The 16,942-nt window shown below is 72.1% G+C and carries 18 protein-coding genes; 8 read left to right on the top strand and 10 right to left on the bottom strand.

Annotated features, from left to right (window positions below):
• Nucleotides 1-102: 102 nt before the first annotated feature.
• The 3 genes from ACTWQE_RS08710 to ACTWQE_RS08700 form a co-directional block, all read right to left on the bottom strand.
• Nucleotides 103-1,164, bottom strand: coding sequence for a cation diffusion facilitator family transporter (locus tag ACTWQE_RS08710; RefSeq protein WP_443328252.1), 1,062 nt, complete (start codon nt 1,162-1,164; stop codon nt 103-105).
• A gap of 311 nt (nt 1,165-1,475) precedes the next feature.
• Nucleotides 1,476-2,690, bottom strand: a complete 1,215-nt coding sequence (locus tag ACTWQE_RS08705; RefSeq protein WP_443328251.1) for a D-alanyl-D-alanine carboxypeptidase family protein — start codon at nt 2,688-2,690, stop codon at nt 1,476-1,478.
• Between the two features lie 125 nt (nt 2,691-2,815).
• Nucleotides 2,816-3,847: a rod shape-determining protein gene (locus ACTWQE_RS08700; RefSeq protein WP_443328250.1), complete on the bottom strand. Its 1,032-nt coding sequence runs from the start codon at nt 3,845-3,847 to the stop codon at nt 2,816-2,818.
• A 430-nt stretch (nt 3,848-4,277) separates the two neighbouring features.
• Here ACTWQE_RS08700 and ACTWQE_RS08695 point away from each other — a divergent pair, with 430 nt between their 5' ends.
• Nucleotides 4,278-4,688: a hypothetical protein gene (locus ACTWQE_RS08695; protein ID WP_443328249.1), complete on the top strand. Its 411-nt coding sequence runs from the start codon at nt 4,278-4,280 to the stop codon at nt 4,686-4,688.
• 35 nt (nt 4,689-4,723) lie between these two features.
• On the opposite strand, the gene ACTWQE_RS08690 is transcribed toward ACTWQE_RS08695, so the two are convergent.
• Entirely contained in the window at nt 4,724-5,659 is a 936-nt protein-coding gene (locus ACTWQE_RS08690; RefSeq protein ID WP_443328248.1) for a TauD/TfdA dioxygenase family protein, read from the bottom strand.
• Between the two features lie 561 nt (nt 5,660-6,220).
• On the opposite strand from ACTWQE_RS08690, the gene ACTWQE_RS08685 reads away from it, so the two are divergent.
• The gene (locus ACTWQE_RS08685; protein WP_443328247.1) at nt 6,221-6,418 is read left to right on the top strand and encodes a hypothetical protein; all 198 of its coding nucleotides are present in this window, start codon (nt 6,221-6,223) and stop codon (nt 6,416-6,418) included.
• Between the two features lie 91 nt (nt 6,419-6,509).
• The gene (locus tag ACTWQE_RS08680) at nt 6,510-6,935 is read left to right on the top strand and encodes an OsmC family peroxiredoxin (protein ID WP_443328246.1); all 426 of its coding nucleotides are present in this window, start codon (nt 6,510-6,512) and stop codon (nt 6,933-6,935) included.
• Nucleotides 6,936-7,071: 136 nt separating this feature from the next.
• Here ACTWQE_RS08680 and ACTWQE_RS08675 read toward each other — a convergent pair whose 3' ends face one another.
• Nucleotides 7,072-7,815, bottom strand: a complete 744-nt coding sequence (locus ACTWQE_RS08675; protein ID WP_443328245.1) for a M23 family metallopeptidase — start codon at nt 7,813-7,815, stop codon at nt 7,072-7,074.
• Between the two features lie 152 nt (nt 7,816-7,967).
• Complete coding sequence (locus ACTWQE_RS08670) at nt 7,968-8,291, bottom strand: hypothetical protein (protein ID WP_443328244.1); 324 nt, start codon at nt 8,289-8,291, stop codon at nt 7,968-7,970.
• A 517-nt stretch (nt 8,292-8,808) separates the two neighbouring features.
• Here ACTWQE_RS08670 and ACTWQE_RS08665 point away from each other — a divergent pair.
• On the top strand, nt 8,809-9,489 hold the full coding sequence (locus ACTWQE_RS08665) for a helix-turn-helix domain-containing protein (protein WP_443328306.1): 681 nt from the start codon (nt 8,809-8,811) through the stop codon (nt 9,487-9,489).
• 254 nt (nt 9,490-9,743) lie between these two features.
• On the opposite strand, the gene ACTWQE_RS08660 is transcribed toward ACTWQE_RS08665, so the two are convergent.
• Both ACTWQE_RS08660 and ACTWQE_RS08655 read right to left on the bottom strand, forming a co-directional pair.
• Nucleotides 9,744-10,142, bottom strand: a complete 399-nt coding sequence (locus ACTWQE_RS08660; protein WP_443328243.1) for a VOC family protein — start codon at nt 10,140-10,142, stop codon at nt 9,744-9,746.
• A 272-nt stretch (nt 10,143-10,414) separates the two neighbouring features.
• Nucleotides 10,415-10,855, bottom strand: a complete 441-nt coding sequence (locus tag ACTWQE_RS08655; protein WP_443328242.1) for an SPW repeat protein — start codon at nt 10,853-10,855, stop codon at nt 10,415-10,417.
• Nucleotides 10,856-11,019: 164 nt separating this feature from the next.
• On the opposite strand from ACTWQE_RS08655, the gene ACTWQE_RS08650 reads away from it, so the two are divergent.
• Complete coding sequence (locus ACTWQE_RS08650; protein ID WP_443328241.1) at nt 11,020-12,252, top strand: lactonase family protein; 1,233 nt, start codon at nt 11,020-11,022, stop codon at nt 12,250-12,252.
• An 84-nt stretch (nt 12,253-12,336) separates the two neighbouring features.
• On the opposite strand, the gene ACTWQE_RS08645 is transcribed toward ACTWQE_RS08650, so the two are convergent.
• A complete protein-coding gene (locus ACTWQE_RS08645) occupies nt 12,337-13,176 on the bottom strand; it encodes an NAD(P)H-binding protein (RefSeq protein WP_443328240.1) in 840 nt (279 codons plus the stop codon).
• 158 nt (nt 13,177-13,334) lie between these two features.
• On the opposite strand from ACTWQE_RS08645, the gene ACTWQE_RS08640 reads away from it, so the two are divergent.
• Nucleotides 13,335-13,820: a MarR family winged helix-turn-helix transcriptional regulator gene (locus ACTWQE_RS08640; RefSeq protein WP_443328239.1), complete on the top strand. Its 486-nt coding sequence runs from the start codon at nt 13,335-13,337 to the stop codon at nt 13,818-13,820.
• A gap of 657 nt (nt 13,821-14,477) precedes the next feature.
• Here the strand turns inward: ACTWQE_RS08640 and ACTWQE_RS08635 are convergent.
• Nucleotides 14,478-14,894: an ankyrin repeat domain-containing protein gene (locus tag ACTWQE_RS08635; protein ID WP_443328238.1), complete on the bottom strand. Its 417-nt coding sequence runs from the start codon at nt 14,892-14,894 to the stop codon at nt 14,478-14,480.
• Nucleotides 14,895-15,153: 259 nt separating this feature from the next.
• Here ACTWQE_RS08635 and ACTWQE_RS08630 point away from each other — a divergent pair, with 259 nt between their 5' ends.
• Nucleotides 15,154-15,348, top strand: a complete 195-nt coding sequence (locus ACTWQE_RS08630) for a hypothetical protein (protein ID WP_443328237.1) — start codon at nt 15,154-15,156, stop codon at nt 15,346-15,348.
• A gap of 39 nt (nt 15,349-15,387) precedes the next feature.
• Nucleotides 15,388-16,932 carry a hypothetical protein gene (locus ACTWQE_RS08625; protein WP_443328236.1) on the top strand — a complete coding sequence of 515 codons (1,545 nt, stop codon included), beginning with the start codon at nt 15,388-15,390 and terminating at the stop codon, nt 16,930-16,932.
• Nucleotides 16,933-16,942: the final 10 nt, after the last annotated feature.

Below are 16,942 nucleotides of genomic sequence, written 5' to 3'. Positions count from 1 at the left end.
CAGCGAAACCGGCGGAACCGGCAGATCAGCTCCCGCGGGCCGCAAGCGGACGGAGCGGCGGGCCGGCCCGCGGCGAGCCCGGCCGGAGCGGCCCTGCCATGGTCAGGGGCCTGCGGTTCCGTTCCGCTCGGCCGGCTCCGTCCCCGCGTGTGCGGCCCGCTCGAGTGCCTGGCGCTCCCGCCGTGCGCGGAGTCGGTCCGCCGCCGAGGCCTCGGTGATGTCGAGGAAGATCTGACCCTGCACCTGAAGCTTCTCCCGCATCGCCTCCTTGATGCGCTCGGAGACCTCCTCGACCTCCTCGCTGTCCAGCCCCGCCACCAGGTCGATACGGGCCGCCACCAGGGTGTCCTCCAGGCCCAGCCGCATCGTCAGCACCGTGGTCACCGTGTCGACCTCCGGCTGCCACTCCAGGAACTCACGGATGGCGTGGCGCAGTTGCGGGTCCACGGCCTCGCCGATGAGCTGCCCACGGGCCTCCGCGCCGAGCCGGTACGCCACGTACACCAGCAGCCCGCCGATGAGCAGGGAGGCCCACGCCTCGTAGACCACCTTCCCGGTCGCCATGTGCAGGCCCATGCCCACGATGGCCAGGACCACGCCGAGACAGGCCGTGCTGTCCTCCGCGAGGACCGTACGCAGCGCGGGATCCATCCCCGCCCTGAGCTGCCGGAGCATACCCCGGCCCTCGCGCCGCGCCTGGCCGCGGACCTGGAGCAGCGCCTTGGCCAGGGAGGTGCCCTCGGCGACCAGCGCCACCCCCAGGACGGCGAGCCCGGCCGCATAACCGCCGCGGGTCTCGCCAGTACCGGTGGACCGCAGGGCCTCGATGCCCTGGAAGAAGGAGAAGCAGCCTCCCATGACGAAGATGCCGACGGCGGCGAGCAGGGACCAGAAGTACCGCTCCTTGCCGTAGCCGAAGGGATGGTCGGCGTCCGGTTTCCGCTTGCTGCGCTTCAGCGAGGCCAGCAGGAAGACCTCGTTGAGGCTGTCGGCGACGGAGTGCGCGGCCTCCGAGAGCAGGGCCGGTGAGTGTGCGAGGGCCCCGCCGACCGCCTTGGCCACGGCGATGACAAGGTTGGCGGCCAGTGCCACGAAGACCGTCACCTTGGTCGTGCTGTCATCGGCGCGCTGCCCGGTGGCGCCGCCGTCCTGTGGTGCGCTCATTGACACGACGACTTCCCCGCCGGTGCCGCGTCAGTCAAGGCTGCCCGGTAGCGAGATGACCTGCTGCGATCGTTGCGAGGCGCCGGACCGGCCTCTGGGGTCCCCCATGCCGAAGGCCAAGGGGAGGGCTTGCTCGGCCGTCCGGGCACCGCAACCGGGGCACTCCCTCAGCCTCCGTTCCCCCAACCAGCGGTAGGTGGGGGGCCGTGCAGGGCGGCGAGCGGGGCCAACCTTGGCCGACGCGGACGAGGGCCCCGCTCGTACGCGCGGGGCCGCGGCGCCCGCCGAGCGAGGCCGGCGCGGCCCGGACCTCAGAGCCAACGGCCGCCGAAGGTGCGCCGCCGGCGGTACAGGACCCAGCCCGTACCACCTAGCAACAGGGCGCCCGTGACCGACGCGAACCAGACCGTGGGCGGCTTGTCGTCCGGTACGGCGACGGCCGCCGCATGGCTGACGGCGGTCCCGGCGTCCTTGACCGGCCGGTGCACGGCTTTCGCCGCGGCACCTCCGCGGTGGCCGTACAGCGTGCCGACGGCAGAGACCTTGCCGGACGCCGCGAATCCCCAGTCGAGCAGGGAGCGGGCCTCGTGGTAAACGGCGTTGAAGGCGCCCGACTGGGGATTCATCACCGTGACCACGAGCGTCCGCCCGCCGCGGCGGGCGGCGGCCACCAGAGTGTTGCCGGCATGGCTGGTGTAACCGTTCTTCACCCCGATCAGGCCGCGGTACCGGTCGAGACCCGGGGCGCCGACGAGCAGCCGGTTGGTGTTCTGGATCTGGAAGTAACCGGTCGCCTTGCCGTTCGGCTTCCGGCCGGTCGGAAAGCGCGCCACCGCGGTGGAGGAGTAGCGGACGAAGTCGGGCCGGGCCAGACCCGCACGGGCGAAGAGCGTCAGGTCGTACGCCGAGGAGACCTGTCCCGGGGCGTCGTATCCGTCGGCGGAGACCACCCGGGTGTCGTGAGCGCCGAGCGCGCGGGCCTTGGCCTTCATCTGGGCGATCGTCTTGGGCATCGATCCGTTCATCGCCCCCAGGGCGTGGACGGCGTCGTTGCCCGAGCTGAGGAACACCCCGCGCCACATGTCCGCGACGGTGTAGCTCTTCCCCGGCCGGATGCCGACCTGGCTGCTGCCCTCGCCGACCCCGGCGAGGTCCGTCGCGGTCACCTTGCGGAGCACCTGCTGCGGCAGCTTCGGCAGCACGGTCACCGCGAACAGCGTCTTCAGCGTGCTCGCCGGGGGGAGCCTGCGGTGCGCGTTATGAGCCGCCAGCACCTTCCCCGTATCCGCGTCGGAAACCATCCACGACAGGGCCGAGAGGTCCGAGGGGAGGTGCGGGGCCCCGGGCTTCCGCAGGACCTGCACACCGGGGCGGCTCAGCCTCGGCCCGCCGACCGAGGCGGTCCGGCCGTGGTGCTGCCCCTCGCCATCCGCATGCGCCGGCACCGCCGGGCAGGCGAGTACCAGGCTCCCGGCGGCGACGGTCATCGCGGCGATCCGCGTCTTCAGTCCAGCCTTCATGTCCATATCTGCACCGTAGGAACGGTGTGCGGCCTGTGCCGCGAGTTCCTGCTCCATCCGGGACGACAATCCGATAAGTCGTCAGGTTGGCGTAACGGCTGCCGATATGACGTGGTGTCGGCCATATGGGGTCACATAGGGGCCAGAAGCGGCTGCTGGCCCGACGGAGCGGAGTCGGCCACACACCGTACGGCGCCCTCGAGCACCGACAGCAACGGGGAATCCACCAGGTGGACCGACATCCCCACCATCCGGCCCAACTGCTCGGCCAGACCGCCCAGCAGCGCTCCCCCGCCGGTGAGCACCAGTCCGCGTTCGATGATGTCGTCCGCGACGCTCGCGGGGCAGTGGCCGACCACACTGATGACGGTGGCGGCGATCCGCTTGACCTCCGGAGCGGCGACCAGCAACAGCTCGCCCACCGACATCATGGCGGACTTGGGCAGATCGCTGACCCGGTCACGGCCGCGCACCTCCAGGCAGGTGTTCCGTCCGGCGGCCAGCGCCCGGCTGAGGGTGATCTTGACAGCCTCGGCCGCCTCGGCGCTGAGAGCCAGCGCGTGCTCCCGCTGCAGATAGCCGCTGATGGCCGCTCCGAAAGCGTCACCGGCGGTGGTGGTGGACTCCGCCGCCACCATGTTGCCGAACGCGAAGGCGGCGACCTCGGTCGTCCCCGCACCGATGTCGACCACCATGGTCCCGGTCGCGTCCCAGACCGGGACCCCGGCGCCGATGGCGGCCAGTGTGGCCTTGGGGACGAGGCGGACCGAGCGGGCCCCGGCGAACTGGAAGGCCTCCTCCACAGCGCTCTTCTGCACCTCGGTGGCCTGCGCCGGTACGCCTGCCACCACGCGGGGCGGCAGCCAGGACCGCAGCCGTCCGCGGTGCTGCTGCCCCAGGGCGTGCCACAACAGCCGGGTGGCCGCGTCGAAGTCGGTGATCACACCACGGCGGATGGGCGAGATCGTCTCGATGGCCGGTGGCGTACGGCCGGCCATGCGCTTGGCGGCATCGCCGACCGCCATGATCTTGCCGGTGCGGGTGTCCACCGCCAGGACCGAGGCGCCACGGAAGCGGACGCCCCGGGGCCCGTTCACCCTGGTGCAGGACGTTCCGAGGTCAACGGCCAGATGGGTGGCCCCAAGAGCCTGAGACAGAGCCATGGAGAGTCCTTTCACCACTGGTGTCCAGGTGTCCAGTTCTGTGTCCAGACTCCGGCCCGCACGGGCGATACCCCCGCATCACCCGCCGTCCTCCCCCAAAAGAGTGTGACGACCCGGTTGTCATATCCCCCGTCCAGCCCTCGCCGGGCGCGACTGCGGTCCCGGGGACCGCTCCCTCCACCGCCAGGCGCCCGACCCGCCCCTACGGTGCGGCCGACGGCTCGCGGGGCCGACGGAGCGTCAGTCTCCGACGGCCCCGCCGACTGCCGATGAGCCGTCAGTGCGCCGCGACCGGAGCCGGACGGGCGGTGTCGCGCGTCGTTGGGAGACCCCTCCGACAGGAGCGGCCTCTGCGGAAGTGAGGGCAAGCCCGGCCACCACCTGCGGCAGTGCGGTTGCCTTCGGCGAACATGAACTGAAATATCCCCTTATGAATGCGATGCGCACTCCGATGTCCCTCGCGGCCGCCGCCGGCATCCTCGGGGCGGCTCTCGCCGTCGCCCGGCTCACGGCTCCCGCCGACGGCGGAGCAGCCGCCCCCGGCGCGGTACCGGACGCCGCGGCACCGCGGTCCTCGCCCTCGCTGTCCTTCGTCTACGGCCCCGGAGAGCTCACCGAGTCCCTCGACACCCCGCGCACCGGAATCTGCTACGCCCTCGGGACCGCCGGTACCGCGACCGCCTTCCGCAACGGGAGCGAGCAGCGCGCGGAGCTGTTCCCCGATCCGGACTGCGGCGGACGTCCGGGGCCCGCGTTGGACCCCGGACAGAGCGCCACCGGCACCGGGCCCCGGTCGAGCGTGGTGTTCGTCGTCCCCGGTGGCGGGAGCGCGGGACGCTGACCCCGCCTACCGCACCCGGTACCGGGTGAGCCGGACTACCGCTCGTCGGCCGGATGCACGAGGTCGGTGTTGTACGCGGTGTCGTCGCCGCTCACGGCCCGGCTGGGGGATCCATCCACGGACACCGGGACATCACCGGCGAGGGTGATCCGCTGGACCCGGCGCGGAAGCGTGCCGTAGTCGGCGACCGCGTAGTGCTGGGTGGCGCGGTTGTCCCAGAAGGCGACGTCACCCGGCGCCCAGCGCCAGCGAACGGTGTTCTCCAGAGCGGTGATATGCGTCTGGAAGAGACGCAGCAGCTCACGGGAGTCCTCGGCGGTCCAGCCGACGAAGCGACCGGCGAAGCCGCCGAGGACGAGCGCGCGTTCACCCGTCTCGGGATGGACGCGCACCACCGGGTGCTCGGTCTCGAAGTCGATCGAGGTGAAGACCTGGCGGTGCCGGCGTGCGGCCTCGTCGTCATCGGACGGCTTGTAGGCCGCGTAGTCGTACTGGTTGGAGTGCACCACCCACAGCCGGTTGGCCAGTTCGCGCAGTTCGGCCGGCAGGTCCGTGTACGCGGCCGCGGTGTTGGCCCAGACGGTGTCGCCGCCGTACGGGGGGATGGTGACGGCGCGCAGGATCGAGCCGAGCGGGGGCCGCTGGACGAAGGTGACATCGGTGTGCCAGTGGTTGGCGCGGCTGGTCGTCCGCCCGTAGTCCAGGTCGAGGACGGCGGGTGCGCCGTCGAGCGCCGGGACCGTGGGGTGGGCGACGGTGGGCGTGCCGAAGCGGCGGGCGAAACGCTCGTGGGACGCGGTGTCGAGGTCCTGCCCGCGGAAGAAGACGACCTTGTGCTCGAGCAGGGCGCCGCGGATCAGGGAGACCGTGCCGTCGTCGAGGTCGGCGGCGAGATCGACTCCGCTGATCTCGGCTCCGATGTTCCCGGCGATCTTGACGACGTCGACGGTGGGGTGTGCGGGTGCGGTCATGGCGAAGCAGCTCCGGTGGTGGGAGGGCAAGGGTGACGGGAAGGCAGCGGCACAACAGGGGGTGCCATGGCCCGGGCCTCGACGGCCGGACGAGGGAGGCGGCCCTGATCAGGGGGCCGGGCGGCCGTGGGGGCGGCCCCGGCTCGGGTTCGTCGCGGGGCGGAGCGCCGCCCACGCTTCAGGGGATGCCCGGACGGCAACACCGGCGTGATGGATTCCGGCGGGCTTACCGGGCGTCGCGCCACGGGGGCTGTCCGGAGGGACAGATCCCCGGAGTCTCAGCGGCCCGTACAACAGAGGAATGAGGCCATGCGCCGATGCTGGCAGCGTGCCCCGGAGCAGGTCAACGGGCCCGTGTTACAGCATCATGGCAGTCCTGCGAAGCCCGGGCTCGCGGTGCGGTCGCCTCCGGTTTCCCGGCCCAGCCCTCCGGGTGCGGGACGGGTCCGCCCTGCGGCCATGCGGCCTCGATGGCGTGTGCGAGGCTCCGCCGGTGCGGGTGAGTGCGCGGCCGGGAAGGTGACCCGGGCGCGGGCGGCGCGTTGGCTGACTGTGACAGCGATGCAACTCAGACCGGCCGCGGGGCGGCGCAGGCCGCTGAGTCGGCCGGCGGAGGGCGAAACGGTTCCCCGGCCGGCGGACGCGCCGATCTACGCCGCCTTGATCGAGAGCTGGGAGTCGGAGGGCAGAGCCGTACCGGGCCACTACGACCACGAGTGGATCAGCCTGGTGCGCCGTCCCCACTGGCCCGGCCGCTGAGAAGAGGCCCTACGGCGCGTCGGGGACCCATGGTGGCCCTGTGGGGCGGACGATCAGGCTGACGGTCATTCGTACACAGGAGGATGTCATCGTGGCCACGACGCGCACCGCGCACACCGAGTGGGAAGGCGAGTTGCTGAAGGGGGCCGGGGAGGTCACCTTCGACTCCTCCGGAGTCGGGCACTTCCCCGTCACGTGGGCCTCCCGTGCCGAGGAGCCCGGCGGAAAGACCAGCCCGGAGGAGCTGATCGCCGCCGCTCACTCCAGCTGCTTCGCGATGGCTCTGTCGAACGGCCTGGCCAAAGCCGGTACGCCGCCGACGGGACTGCGGACCCAGGCCGAGGTCACGTTCCAGCCGGGCACGGGTATCACGGGGATCCACCTCACCGTGGCGGGCCAGGTCCCCGGGGTGGACGAGGCCGCCTTCAAGGCGGCCGCCGAGGACGCGAAGGCGAACTGCCCGGTCAGCCAGGCACTCGCGGGTACGACCATCACGCTCAGCGCCAAGCTGTCCTGAGCCGAGCAGCCCGGGAGGAAGGACGGCGCCCCGCCGGGGAGGCCCGGCGGGGCACCGTCGTGAGAAGGACGCTCCCTGCCAGGAGTTGACGGCTGGGAGCTCAGCCGCTGAGCGGTGAGACCTCAGGGCTGGGAGCTCACAGAAGGATGCCCCTGGCCTCCAGATAGGCCACCGGCTCGATGTCCGAGCCGTATGCGGAGCTCGTGCGCACTTCGAAGTGCAGATGCGGGCCGGTGGAATTGCCGGTGTTGCCGGAGTATCCGAGCAGGGTCCCCGCCCTCACGCGTGCCCCCTCCTTGACGACGACCTCGGAGAGATGCGCGAAGAGGGTGTAGTGCCCGTCGTCCAGCTTCACCATCACCATCTCGCCGTAGTCACCGCCCCATCCGGCGCGCGTGACGACCCCGGAGCCGATGGCCTTCACGGAAGTGCCTTCCGAGACCGCGAAGTCGATGCCCGTGTGGTGCCCGGCGATCCAGTCCCCCGGAATTCCGTAGGCGGCCGACACACTGTCGGAGGTGACAGGCCGGGACCAGGCGCCCGAGACCTCATCGGCCGCGTCTTCCTGCCACGGGGATCCGGTCTCGTCGTCCCCGTAGTCCTCTCCATAGCCCTCCTCGGGGTCCTGGTCGAGCTCCTCCTCCCACGGGTCGTCGTCCAGCGTCTCCGTCTCCAGGGCGGGACCGCGGTTGTCGGTCATGGACGCGTCACGCTCGGGGCCGTGCTGGTGCGCCGGGGGCGGATCGCCCTCCAGTGCCCGGGCACCGCCCGCGGCGGGCACGATGAAGAGCGCTCCCAGGAGACCGCCGCATATGAGGTGCCGGACGAGGTGGGGGCGTGGGTGGGGCTGGTGCGCCCGGCGCAGATCTACCGTGCTCACAGGGTGTCCTTTCCATACGTCGTAGCGTGGTGGGTCGGTGGAGTGGCCCGTCGGGGCTCGGCTGCACGGCGGACCCCCGGGCTCCGGGACGGCCGCGGTGCGTCCGTGCCGGAGAGCGGGGGCCCGCGAGACGGAGTCATGGCCGTGGGGGCTCAGGCCTTGTGGCCGCTCCGGCGGCGCATGACGAGGACGGTGGCGGCGCCTCCGGCCGCCAGCAGCGCCGCTCCCCCGGCGATACCCACCCCGCTCATCCCGGCGAAGCTTCCGCCCTCACCCGCGTTGGAGCCCCCCGTCGCGCCGTGCCCGACCGTGAAACTCGTCTCAGCCGACGCCCCTCCACGCCCGCACCGCGTCCGTACCCGGAACGTCTCCCCCACTCGCGCCCGGGGCGACACCCGCGCCGACCCCACGAAGTTGCTTCCCCCCTTGTCCCGCAGCGTCACCGACCGCACGAACCCCGCCGACTCCGCTGTCACCGTCCGCTCCCGGCAGCCGCCCCGCTGCACCAACGTCACCTCGGAGCCCGGCGCCGGGGACCTCGGCGACACGCTCAACGACCCCCGGTCCCTCGGCCCCGGCCGGTCTCCGGAGCCCGGCCGGTCCTCCGCGACCGCCCCCACAGTCGAACCACCCACAGCAACAACCGCCAAAGCCGTCACCGCCACCAGACGCACACCCATACCCATGAACGAACTCCCTCGGCACGGATGCGGTACCTCACCGACCGCAATCGACAACCGCGCCGTCCCTCCCCATGCCACCCCCACACCCCGTCAAGCGCACGCGCCGCGACCCCTCTCCCCATCCCGCAAACGGACGAGCCCATCCGCCTCCATGGCCCCAACTCCGCAGGTGACACAGCACCACGTGCGACAACACGGCCCGACACAAAGACACCCCGCACCCACCCCCCAACGGGTGAGGAACGCCGCCGGACCGGTGAGCGGCGTCATCGCGCGCCGGGAGGTGATGCCGGGTGTGATGCTGGGAGATGTGTACGAGGAATGGTTCTCCCCCACGGCCGGCGCGGTCCTGTGGACCCGGACGGCGGACGACTCGCCGCAGCGGGTCCTGCCCGACGGCTGCACCGATCTCATCTGGATGGGCGGCGAGCTGGTCGTGGCGGGCCCGGACACCCGCGCCCATCTGGCGGAGGGCTCACCGGGTACGCGGTACGTCGGGCTGCGGTTCCCTCCCGGCCGGGGGCCGGTCGTACTGGGCGTACCCGCGCACGAGCTGAGGGACCAGCGCGTACCGCTGGCCGCGCTCTGGCCCGGCGGGCGGGTCAGATTGCTGGCCGATCGGGTCTCCGACGCCGCCGACCCGGCCGGTGTTCTCGAGGGGATCGCCGCGGACCGGCTGCGTGAAGTCCGTCCGCCCGACCCTCTGCTGGGAGCGGTCATCACCGCGCTCCGCGCGCGCGAGTCCGTCCACGGGGTGGCCGAGGCGGCCGGTGTGGGCGAGCGACAACTGCACCGCCGCTGTCTGGCGGCCTTCGGATACGGCCCGAAGACGCTGGCCCGGGTGCTGCGGATGAACCAGGCGCTGGACCTCGCCCGCGAGGGGACTCCGTTCGCGGCCGTCGCGGCAGCCGCGGGCTACGCGGACCAGGCACACCTGGCTCGAGAGGTGAAGGCTTTCGCCGGCGTGCCGCTCAGCGAGCTGCTGGCGTAGCTGCCCCGACGCGGAGCTCCCTCGGGCAGCGGCGCTCCGTGACGGCGAACGCCGCCCTCGCGGCCCACCGTCGCGGACCGCGCCACCGCACGACGCCCGGTCGCGGGTACGGGGATCCCCGGGGCGCCCGGACACGGGGCGCCCCGTCGCGCGGCACGCCGTCGCGGACCGCGCCGCCGCACGACGCCCGGTCGCGGATACGCGCTTCCGCCGGGCGCCCGGTCACGGAGCGCACCGTCACCCGGCGAACGCCGTCACGGCTGGGGAAGCGGGGCGAAGAGGTCCACGGCGTTCCCGTCCGGGTCCAGGACCGTGGCGTAGCGCTGCCCCCAGAAGGCGTCGAAGGGCTTCAAGTGCCCCGGGGAGCCCGCGTCGACGAGGGCCGCGTACGTCCGGTCGACGTCGGCGGGGTCGTCGCAGGCGAAGGCGAGGCCCACACGGTGTCCGCCCCGCGGGGGCGTCCAGTCGGGGTCGAAGGAGCGGATGGTCTCCGTGGTGTCCCAGGCGATACGCAGTCCGCCGGGCACGGATGCCTCGACGTGCGGCTGGGTGTCGGCACCGGCCGGGATGTCCAGGCCGAGCCTGCGGTAGAAGGCGAGGGACGCCGCCATGTCGGCGACGACGAGGCCGATGAGATCGAATCGAGGTGTCATACGGCGAGCGTAGGCAGCGCGGGACGGGCCGGTCTTGAAGGAATCGGACGTCGTGTACGTCTTCCCGGCTCGCCTCTCCGGTGCCATCGGATCACCGCGGAACCGCGACGCAGGACATCGCGACAGAGGGCGCCGCTCCATCGGTGGGCGGGAGGGGGCAGAGGGACAGCGGCAGAGGACAGCGGCGGACAGAGGTGAGCGGCAGCCGCCGGCGACTGCCGCTCGGGAAGGCAGGAGGAAGCCGGTGGGGTGGCCGGCTGCCTCCAGCCGGGTCATGCCGTGCGTCGAGTCCTCATCACCGCCCCCGCGGTGAGCATTCCGAGCAGGCACACGACGGCGCCGACAATCACGTTGTTCCAGATCATCCCGGCGTCCGGGAAGCGGGTGACCACCCAGGGCGAGATGATCAGCCAGATACCCATCGGGGCGAGGGTCCAGCTCAGCCCACCGATCCTTTCCGGCGCAACGGCCAGCCCGATTCCCATCAGGGCCACGGCGATCCCCAGGAGGAGGTTGTTGAGGGTCAGCTCGGGCTCCGCGCCCGAGAAGTGGACCGTCCATGGGGAGATGGCGCAGTACACGCCCGCGAGGAACGCGACTCCGTCGATCGCTCCCGCCTCCGGCCCCTTGAGCATGCGCGCGTACCGGTCCCTCATCTCATGGACATCAGGGTGACCCGAGATGTCACCGGGGCGGTGCGAGAGGTCGGCCATGCGACTCGCCTCCTTCGTTCCTGCATCTCTGAACACGCTGCCCGACCACCGGTCGAGCAGTACCATTGTGCGCTTTGGAATGGTTTATGCATAGATGCTCCTTGAGATTGCCCCGGCCCGTGGCGGGACAATGGCGGACCGCGGAATACGGGAGGTACAGGGGCATGGGTCGCACGGAGAACGGCGCGAGCATGGGCCGCCGTCGTTTCCTCACCGCCGTGACGGGAGGGCTGACGGCCGGAGGTCTGACGGCCTGCGGGGACGGAGAGGGGCGGGCCGAGGAGCCATATCCGCGCCGCGGTACCCGGCGCACCCCGGACACCCCGCGCGCCTCGCCACGAGGCGGTTCGTCCGCGTCCGGGCCACGGCCGCTCTACCTCGGCGCCTACACCTCCGGCAGCGGTGGCGGCGGCCTCGGGCTGGCGACGTACGACCCGGAGACGGGCAGGATCGCCTCGTCCGGGGAGCTGACCGGTCTCGCCAACCCGTCCTTCCTCGCCCTCTCCCCTTCGGGCAAGGCCCTCTACGCGGTCAACGAGCAGGAGCGGGGCGGCGTGACCGCCATGGCTATCGATGACAACGGCAGGCCGAGGGTGCTGGGCACGCGCGACACCGGCGGCTCCGGCCCCTGCCACCTCTCCGTACATCCCAGCGGGCGCTACGTCCTGAGTGCCCATTACGGCTCCGGGAGCGTCGCCGTACACCCCATCGAGAAGAACGGGGCCCTGGGAGAGCGCACGGATCTCGTCCGGCACAGTCGCCCGGGGCCCGGGCCGGGGCAGGACGGCCCGCATGCCCACCAGGTCCTCACCAGCCCCGACGGCGGCCATGTGCTCGCCGTCGACCTCGGCAACGACACCATCTACACCTACCGGCTCGATCCCGCCGCCGGGACCCTCGAACAGACCGCGTACGCCACCCTGCCGCCCGGCACCGGCCCCCGCCATCTGACGTTCCATCCGTCCGGTGGATTCGCCTATCTGGCCAATGAGTTGGACAACACGGTCGTGGTCTGCCGCTACGACCGCCGCACGGGCCGGCTCTCCCCGGGGACCCCACAGCCCACCGGCACCGGCGAGGTGCGGAACTACCCGGCCCAGCTGCTGGTCACCCCGGACGGAGCCCACGCATACCTGGCGAACCGCGGGCACGACAGCATCACCCGCTACGCGGTGGAGGACGCGGGCGCCCGACTGCGCCTGCTGGACACCGTGCCGGTGCGAGGTGAATCGCCGCGGCACATCGCCTTCTCGCCGTCCGGCCGCCGACTGTTCGCCGCGAACCAGACGTCGGGGTCGGTGACCGTGTTCTCCGTGAACGGCGGCTCGGGCCGGCTGAAGCCCCTGGGGCGGCCGTTCGCGGCTCCGGCCGCCGCGTGCGTGCTGCCGGGAGGCTGACCGAGGGGGAAGGACCGGTTGGTGAGGCCCGCCCCTCCCCTCGACGAGTCGATGTGTCGACGTGTCGACGTGTCGACGAGCTGCTCAGGGGCGGAAGTCGTCCGCGTGGTCCTCCGCCCAGGTCGCGAAGGACCGGGCCGGGTGGCCCGTCACCTCCTCGACGGTGCGGGTGAGTTCGACCGGCGAGCCGTCGGTCGACTCCCACACATCGAGCAGTACGTCGGCGAAGGCCTCCGGCACGTAAGCGGCCGCCTCCTTCTTCCATGCGTCCCGGCTCACGGCATTGACCGTCACAGGCCGTCCCGTCACCCGGGCGAGGTGGTCGATCTGGTCCTGGAAGGTCAGGGACTCCGGTCCGGTCAGGGTCCACGCGGTGCCGTCCGGCCGGGGATCCTTGAGGGCTTCCAGCGCGACATCCGCGATGTCCGCCTCATGGATCGGGTCGGTGTACGCGTGGGGGTAAGGGAGGCTGACCGCGCCGGTGGACTTGACGGCCCGGGACCACTGGAGCGCGTTGGTGGCGAAATGGCCCGGTCGCAGAAAGGTCGAGGCGATCGGTGAGGCTTCCAACGCCTTCTCGGCGTCGACATGGAGCCGGGCGATGGCATGGGTCTCGGCGTCGGGTGTGAGCACCGAGGACGAGGAGAGCAGTACGATCTGCCGGACCCCCGCCCTGGCCGCCTCCTCGAGGAAGGTGTCGAGACGGGACGCTTCGGCATAGAGGAACACCGAGGTGACGCCCTCGAGGGCGGCGGGGAAGGTGTCCGGTTCCGTCAGGTCGCACCGGACCGACGGAATGCCGTCCGGCAGGTCGAGTTCCTCCGGCGCCTTCGATGCGGCGCGGGCCTCGAGGCCCTGGCTGTGCAGAAGCTCTAAGAGAGCGCGGCCGACCCTGCCGCGGCTTCCGGTGACAAGCGTGGTCATGTGGTTTCGCCTTCGTCGTTGGCGCCCCGTGCAGGGGCGGTTCGGTCCGGACGTACGCGGATCGCGCACGTGACGCCGCATAGAATGCAAGCGCGACGCACCTATTGCACACGCATAGGTTGCGCGACGCAAACGATATGCGAGTACGGAGGCGGCCGGTGACGGACCGAAGAGAGCTGCTGGAGCAGATCACCGTCGAAAGCCGCCGGCACTACGCCGCGTGGACCCTGCTCAACCAGGCGCTGGCCGACCACTTGAACCTGCACCCCACCGATCTGCAGTGCCTGGGCCTCCTCGGCCTGGAGACCACGCCACTGAGCACGGGCCGGATCGCGACACTGACCGGGCTGACTCCCGGCTCGGCCACCCGCCTGGTGGACCGCCTGGAGAGGGCCGGTCTTGTCCAACGGCGCACCGATCCCTGCGACCGCAGGCGTGCCCTGATCACTCCGACGCCGGGAGCCCTGACCACGGTGGGCGACGCATGGCGGGCCCCGGCCGAGGCCTTCGGCACGGTCCTCGACAGCTACACCGATGAGGAACTCGCCCTCATCGGCGATTACTTGAGGAAGGTCGCGGAAGTGGGCCAACGACAGGCCGAACGCCTGCGACACGGCCGCGAAGGCTCCGCCGGGCCCTGCTAGTAGGGCTGCGACCGGGACGGTTCACCGCTCGCGACGCCCGGCACGGCACTCCCCCAGCTACCGCTGGGTGGGGGGCCCCCGGCCGAAGGCTGGGGGGACCCCCACGCTGCGTTGCCGGAGTCGCCCGGGTACTCCCCTGGCCTTCGGCATGGGGGACCCCAGTACGAGGGCGATCTCCCCCGGACCCCGTCCGGGGGCACCCCCACCGCCGTGCGATGCACCGCACCGGACGCCGCGAGCTTCCCGGCAACCGTCCCGGTCACAGCACCAGGCCTGCGGGCACAGCTCCTCCCCCGGACTCCGTCCGGAAGTCACCCGGCCGAGCCGGCCGTGACCAGCCGGAGCAGCGGTCGACCTCCGCCGAGCGCCGGGCGTCCCGGGCCAGGGCGGCGGCGAAGGCGTGTGTGACCACGTCCCGGGCCCTCGCCTCCGGCCGGGCCGAGAGGGTGGGACCTCCCGGGGACCGGGGACCAGGGACCAGGGACCGGGGACCGACCGGGGACCAGGGCCGCGCCGACGTGTCCCGCTCGACGGGCCGGCCGGGGTCGCGGGCCCCGAGCCTGCGGCCGTACGGGCCGCCCCGACCCGCGGCGGGGACCCTGGAACGCCTCCCGGTACCCGTGGGGCCCGCTCTCCTGACGGCGGGTGAGCCCGCTGTCACTCGGCGCCGAACAGCTCCAGCAGTTCGGCCTTGCCGAACATACGGGCCGTCTCGACAGCGGACGGTGTGCCCGCCGCCGGGTCGGCGCCACCTGTGAGCAGGGCGCGGACGACCTCGTTCTCACCCTTGAACACCGCCCCGGCCAGCGGCGTCTGGCCGCGGTCGTTGGCCCGGTCGGGGTCGGCGCCACGACTCAGCAGAGCCTCCACGGCACCCGCATGGCCGTGGTAGGCCGCCAGCATCACCAGCGAGTCGCCCTTGTCATTGGTGAGGTTGACCGGAACACCCGCGTCGACATAGGCGGCCAGGGCGGCCGCGTCGCCGGAGCGTGCGAAGTCGAAAACCTTGCCGGCGAGCTCGATGACCTCCGGATCCACCTGACCTGCGGAGTCTCCCGATTCCGGAGTGCCCATCCGATGATCCGCCTTCCAGGTTCCGCGCCCGACCGAGTGAGGCGACAGCGTACTGCGGCCCGCCCCCCGTACGTCGTACCGGCCTCGGCGGCGATCGCCACGGTGCGGGACGCGCCGCCCGGTCGGCGCACTCCGGCTCCGCCAGGGGCGCTAAATTCCATGACAAATCCCCCATTTGCCGCTTTGCCGGGTTGGACACATGCTGCGAACCTGAAGCAACTCACGGTGACGGTGCCGTCCCCACCCCACAGGAGAACCCATGATTCTGTCCGTCTCGGGCGTCGTACTGCTCGCCATCATCGTCTTCCTGTTCTTCCGCAAGGACGGGCTCAAGGCCTCCCACGCCGTGGTCTGCGCGCTGTTCGGCTTCTTCCTCGCGGGCACGGCCATCGCCCCGAGCATCAAGGCCGGCAGCGCGAGCCTGGCCAGCCTGCTGGGCGGAATCAAGTTCTGACGCACCGTACCTCCACCAGTCCGACATCAGGAGACCGACGTGGCCCGGCGTCCACTGCCCCGCATCGTCACCACCGGCGCGCCGATGGCCCGGATCCGCGCGGCCGGGCGCACCACGGCCCGCACCACCATGGATGTCCTCCATCCACTCGTCGTCGTCCTCCGCGGACTGCGCCGTCTGGCCTCCGCCGGGCGGCGCCGGTGGTCCGTGACGCCGAAGGACCGCCGCGGCCCCGCCCTGTTCATGGCCGCGGCGGGCGCGGTGCTGGTCGCGCTCATGCCGTACGGGCCGGTGCTCGCGCTGCTCGGGCTGATGGCGGCCGGCGCCTGGGCGGGCCGCGACCGCGCCGAAGCGGGTCCGGACGAAGCGGAGACCGGACGGCTGCAGATCCTCTATGAAGCCCTGGTGCCGTACTTCTCCACGGCGGACGACCCGAGCCCGCTCTATGCGCACGGCGGGGACTGGCAGCAGGCCCTCTCCGGCCCCGAGTTCGACGACACCGGGCGGATCGTCCGGCTCCAGCTGCGCTATCCGCCGTACTTCAACGACGGCGATCCCCTGTCCCGGGCCCGGATCGAGCAGCTTCTGCACGCCAAGTGCGGGCGCGGACGGGAGTACCTGTTCGACTGGGACGAGGAGTTGAACGAACTCGGTATGACGGTGCTCGCGCCGCTCCCCACCGACATCCGCGCCCAACGCTTCGTCACCTCGCCCGGTGAGACCGTCCTCGGCTTCACCGACCTTTGCGACGTACAGCGCACCATTCCCGTGGCCGTGGGTGACACGACGCGCGACGCGGCGCCGGTGGTGTGGCGGACCGGCCCCCGGTCCACGGAGCCGCATCTGCTCGCGGTCGGCCAACCGGGCTGCGGAACCACGACCCTGCTGCGCTCACTCGCCCTCCAGGCGCTGGAGCACGGCGAGGTCCTGGTGGTCGACGGGAACGGCACGGGCGAGTACGCATGTCTGCTCGGGCGGGTGGGAGTGCTGGCCGTGGAGAGCGGGCTCGTCGGCGCGCTGGCGTCCCTGGAGTGGGCGGCCCACGAGACCGAACGCCGGCTGATCGCCGCCCACCAGGCCCGCCGGCTCGGCCGTCCGGCACCGGACGACACCCGCCGGCAGCTGTGGATCATCCTGGACCGGCCGTCCGTCCTCAGCCATCTCGCCGCCGCCGAGGGCCGGACCGATCCGCAGCAGCTGCTGCGGATCCCGCTGCGGCACGGGCGGGCGGCCCATGTGACGGTGTGCGTCGCCGACCAGTTCGACAGCGTCGAGTCACTGACCGAGACCGTACGGTCGCACACCAGGGCACGCGTCGTGCTCGGTCCGGCCACGGCCGATCAGGCGGGCGCCGTACTGGAGGCGCCGCCCCACACCACGCCCTGCGCCCATGTCCCTCCCGGTCGCGGCTATGCGCGGCTCGGCGCGGGCCCGGTGCACCGGCTCCAGGTGCCGGCCACGCCCGATCCGTACGAGGACACCACGAGCGAGGCCGACCGGCAGGCCGTGCTGGGACTGCTGCCGGAGCGGACGGAGCTGGGCGTCCTGGCCCAGCCGTCACCGGCACACGCGGCCGACGGCTGACCGGCCCGCC

The organism is Streptomyces sp. 8N706, assembly GCF_052245415.1.
Classification (GTDB): Bacteria; Actinomycetota; Actinomycetes; order Streptomycetales; family Streptomycetaceae; genus Streptomyces.
This window is presented reverse-complemented; position numbering and strand designations above follow the sequence as displayed.

Bases quoted from the DNA above. Each gene is read 5' to 3' on its own strand.
- ACTWQE_RS08710 (WP_443328252.1), bottom strand. From the start codon at position 1,164: ATGAGCGCACCACAGGACGGCGGCGCCACCGGGCAGCGCGCCGATGAC.
- ACTWQE_RS08705 (WP_443328251.1), bottom strand. From the start codon at position 2,690: ATGGACATGAAGGCTGGACTGAAGACGCGGATCGCCGCGATGACCGTC.
- ACTWQE_RS08700 (WP_443328250.1), bottom strand. From the start codon at position 3,847: ATGGCTCTGTCTCAGGCTCTTGGGGCCACCCATCTGGCCGTTGACCTC.
- ACTWQE_RS08695 (WP_443328249.1), top strand. From the start codon at position 4,278: ATGAATGCGATGCGCACTCCGATGTCCCTCGCGGCCGCCGCCGGCATC.
- ACTWQE_RS08690 (WP_443328248.1), bottom strand. From the start codon at position 5,659: ATGACCGCACCCGCACACCCCACCGTCGACGTCGTCAAGATCGCCGGG.
- ACTWQE_RS08685 (WP_443328247.1), top strand. From the start codon at position 6,221: ATGCAACTCAGACCGGCCGCGGGGCGGCGCAGGCCGCTGAGTCGGCCG.
- ACTWQE_RS08660 (WP_443328243.1), bottom strand. From the start codon at position 10,142: ATGACACCTCGATTCGATCTCATCGGCCTCGTCGTCGCCGACATGGCG.
- ACTWQE_RS08655 (WP_443328242.1), bottom strand. From the start codon at position 10,855: ATGGCCGACCTCTCGCACCGCCCCGGTGACATCTCGGGTCACCCTGAT.
- ACTWQE_RS08650 (WP_443328241.1), top strand. From the start codon at position 11,020: ATGGGTCGCACGGAGAACGGCGCGAGCATGGGCCGCCGTCGTTTCCTC.
- ACTWQE_RS08645 (WP_443328240.1), bottom strand. From the start codon at position 13,176: ATGACCACGCTTGTCACCGGAAGCCGCGGCAGGGTCGGCCGCGCTCTC.
- ACTWQE_RS08635 (WP_443328238.1), bottom strand. From the start codon at position 14,894: ATGGGCACTCCGGAATCGGGAGACTCCGCAGGTCAGGTGGATCCGGAG.
- ACTWQE_RS08630 (WP_443328237.1), top strand. From the start codon at position 15,154: ATGATTCTGTCCGTCTCGGGCGTCGTACTGCTCGCCATCATCGTCTTC.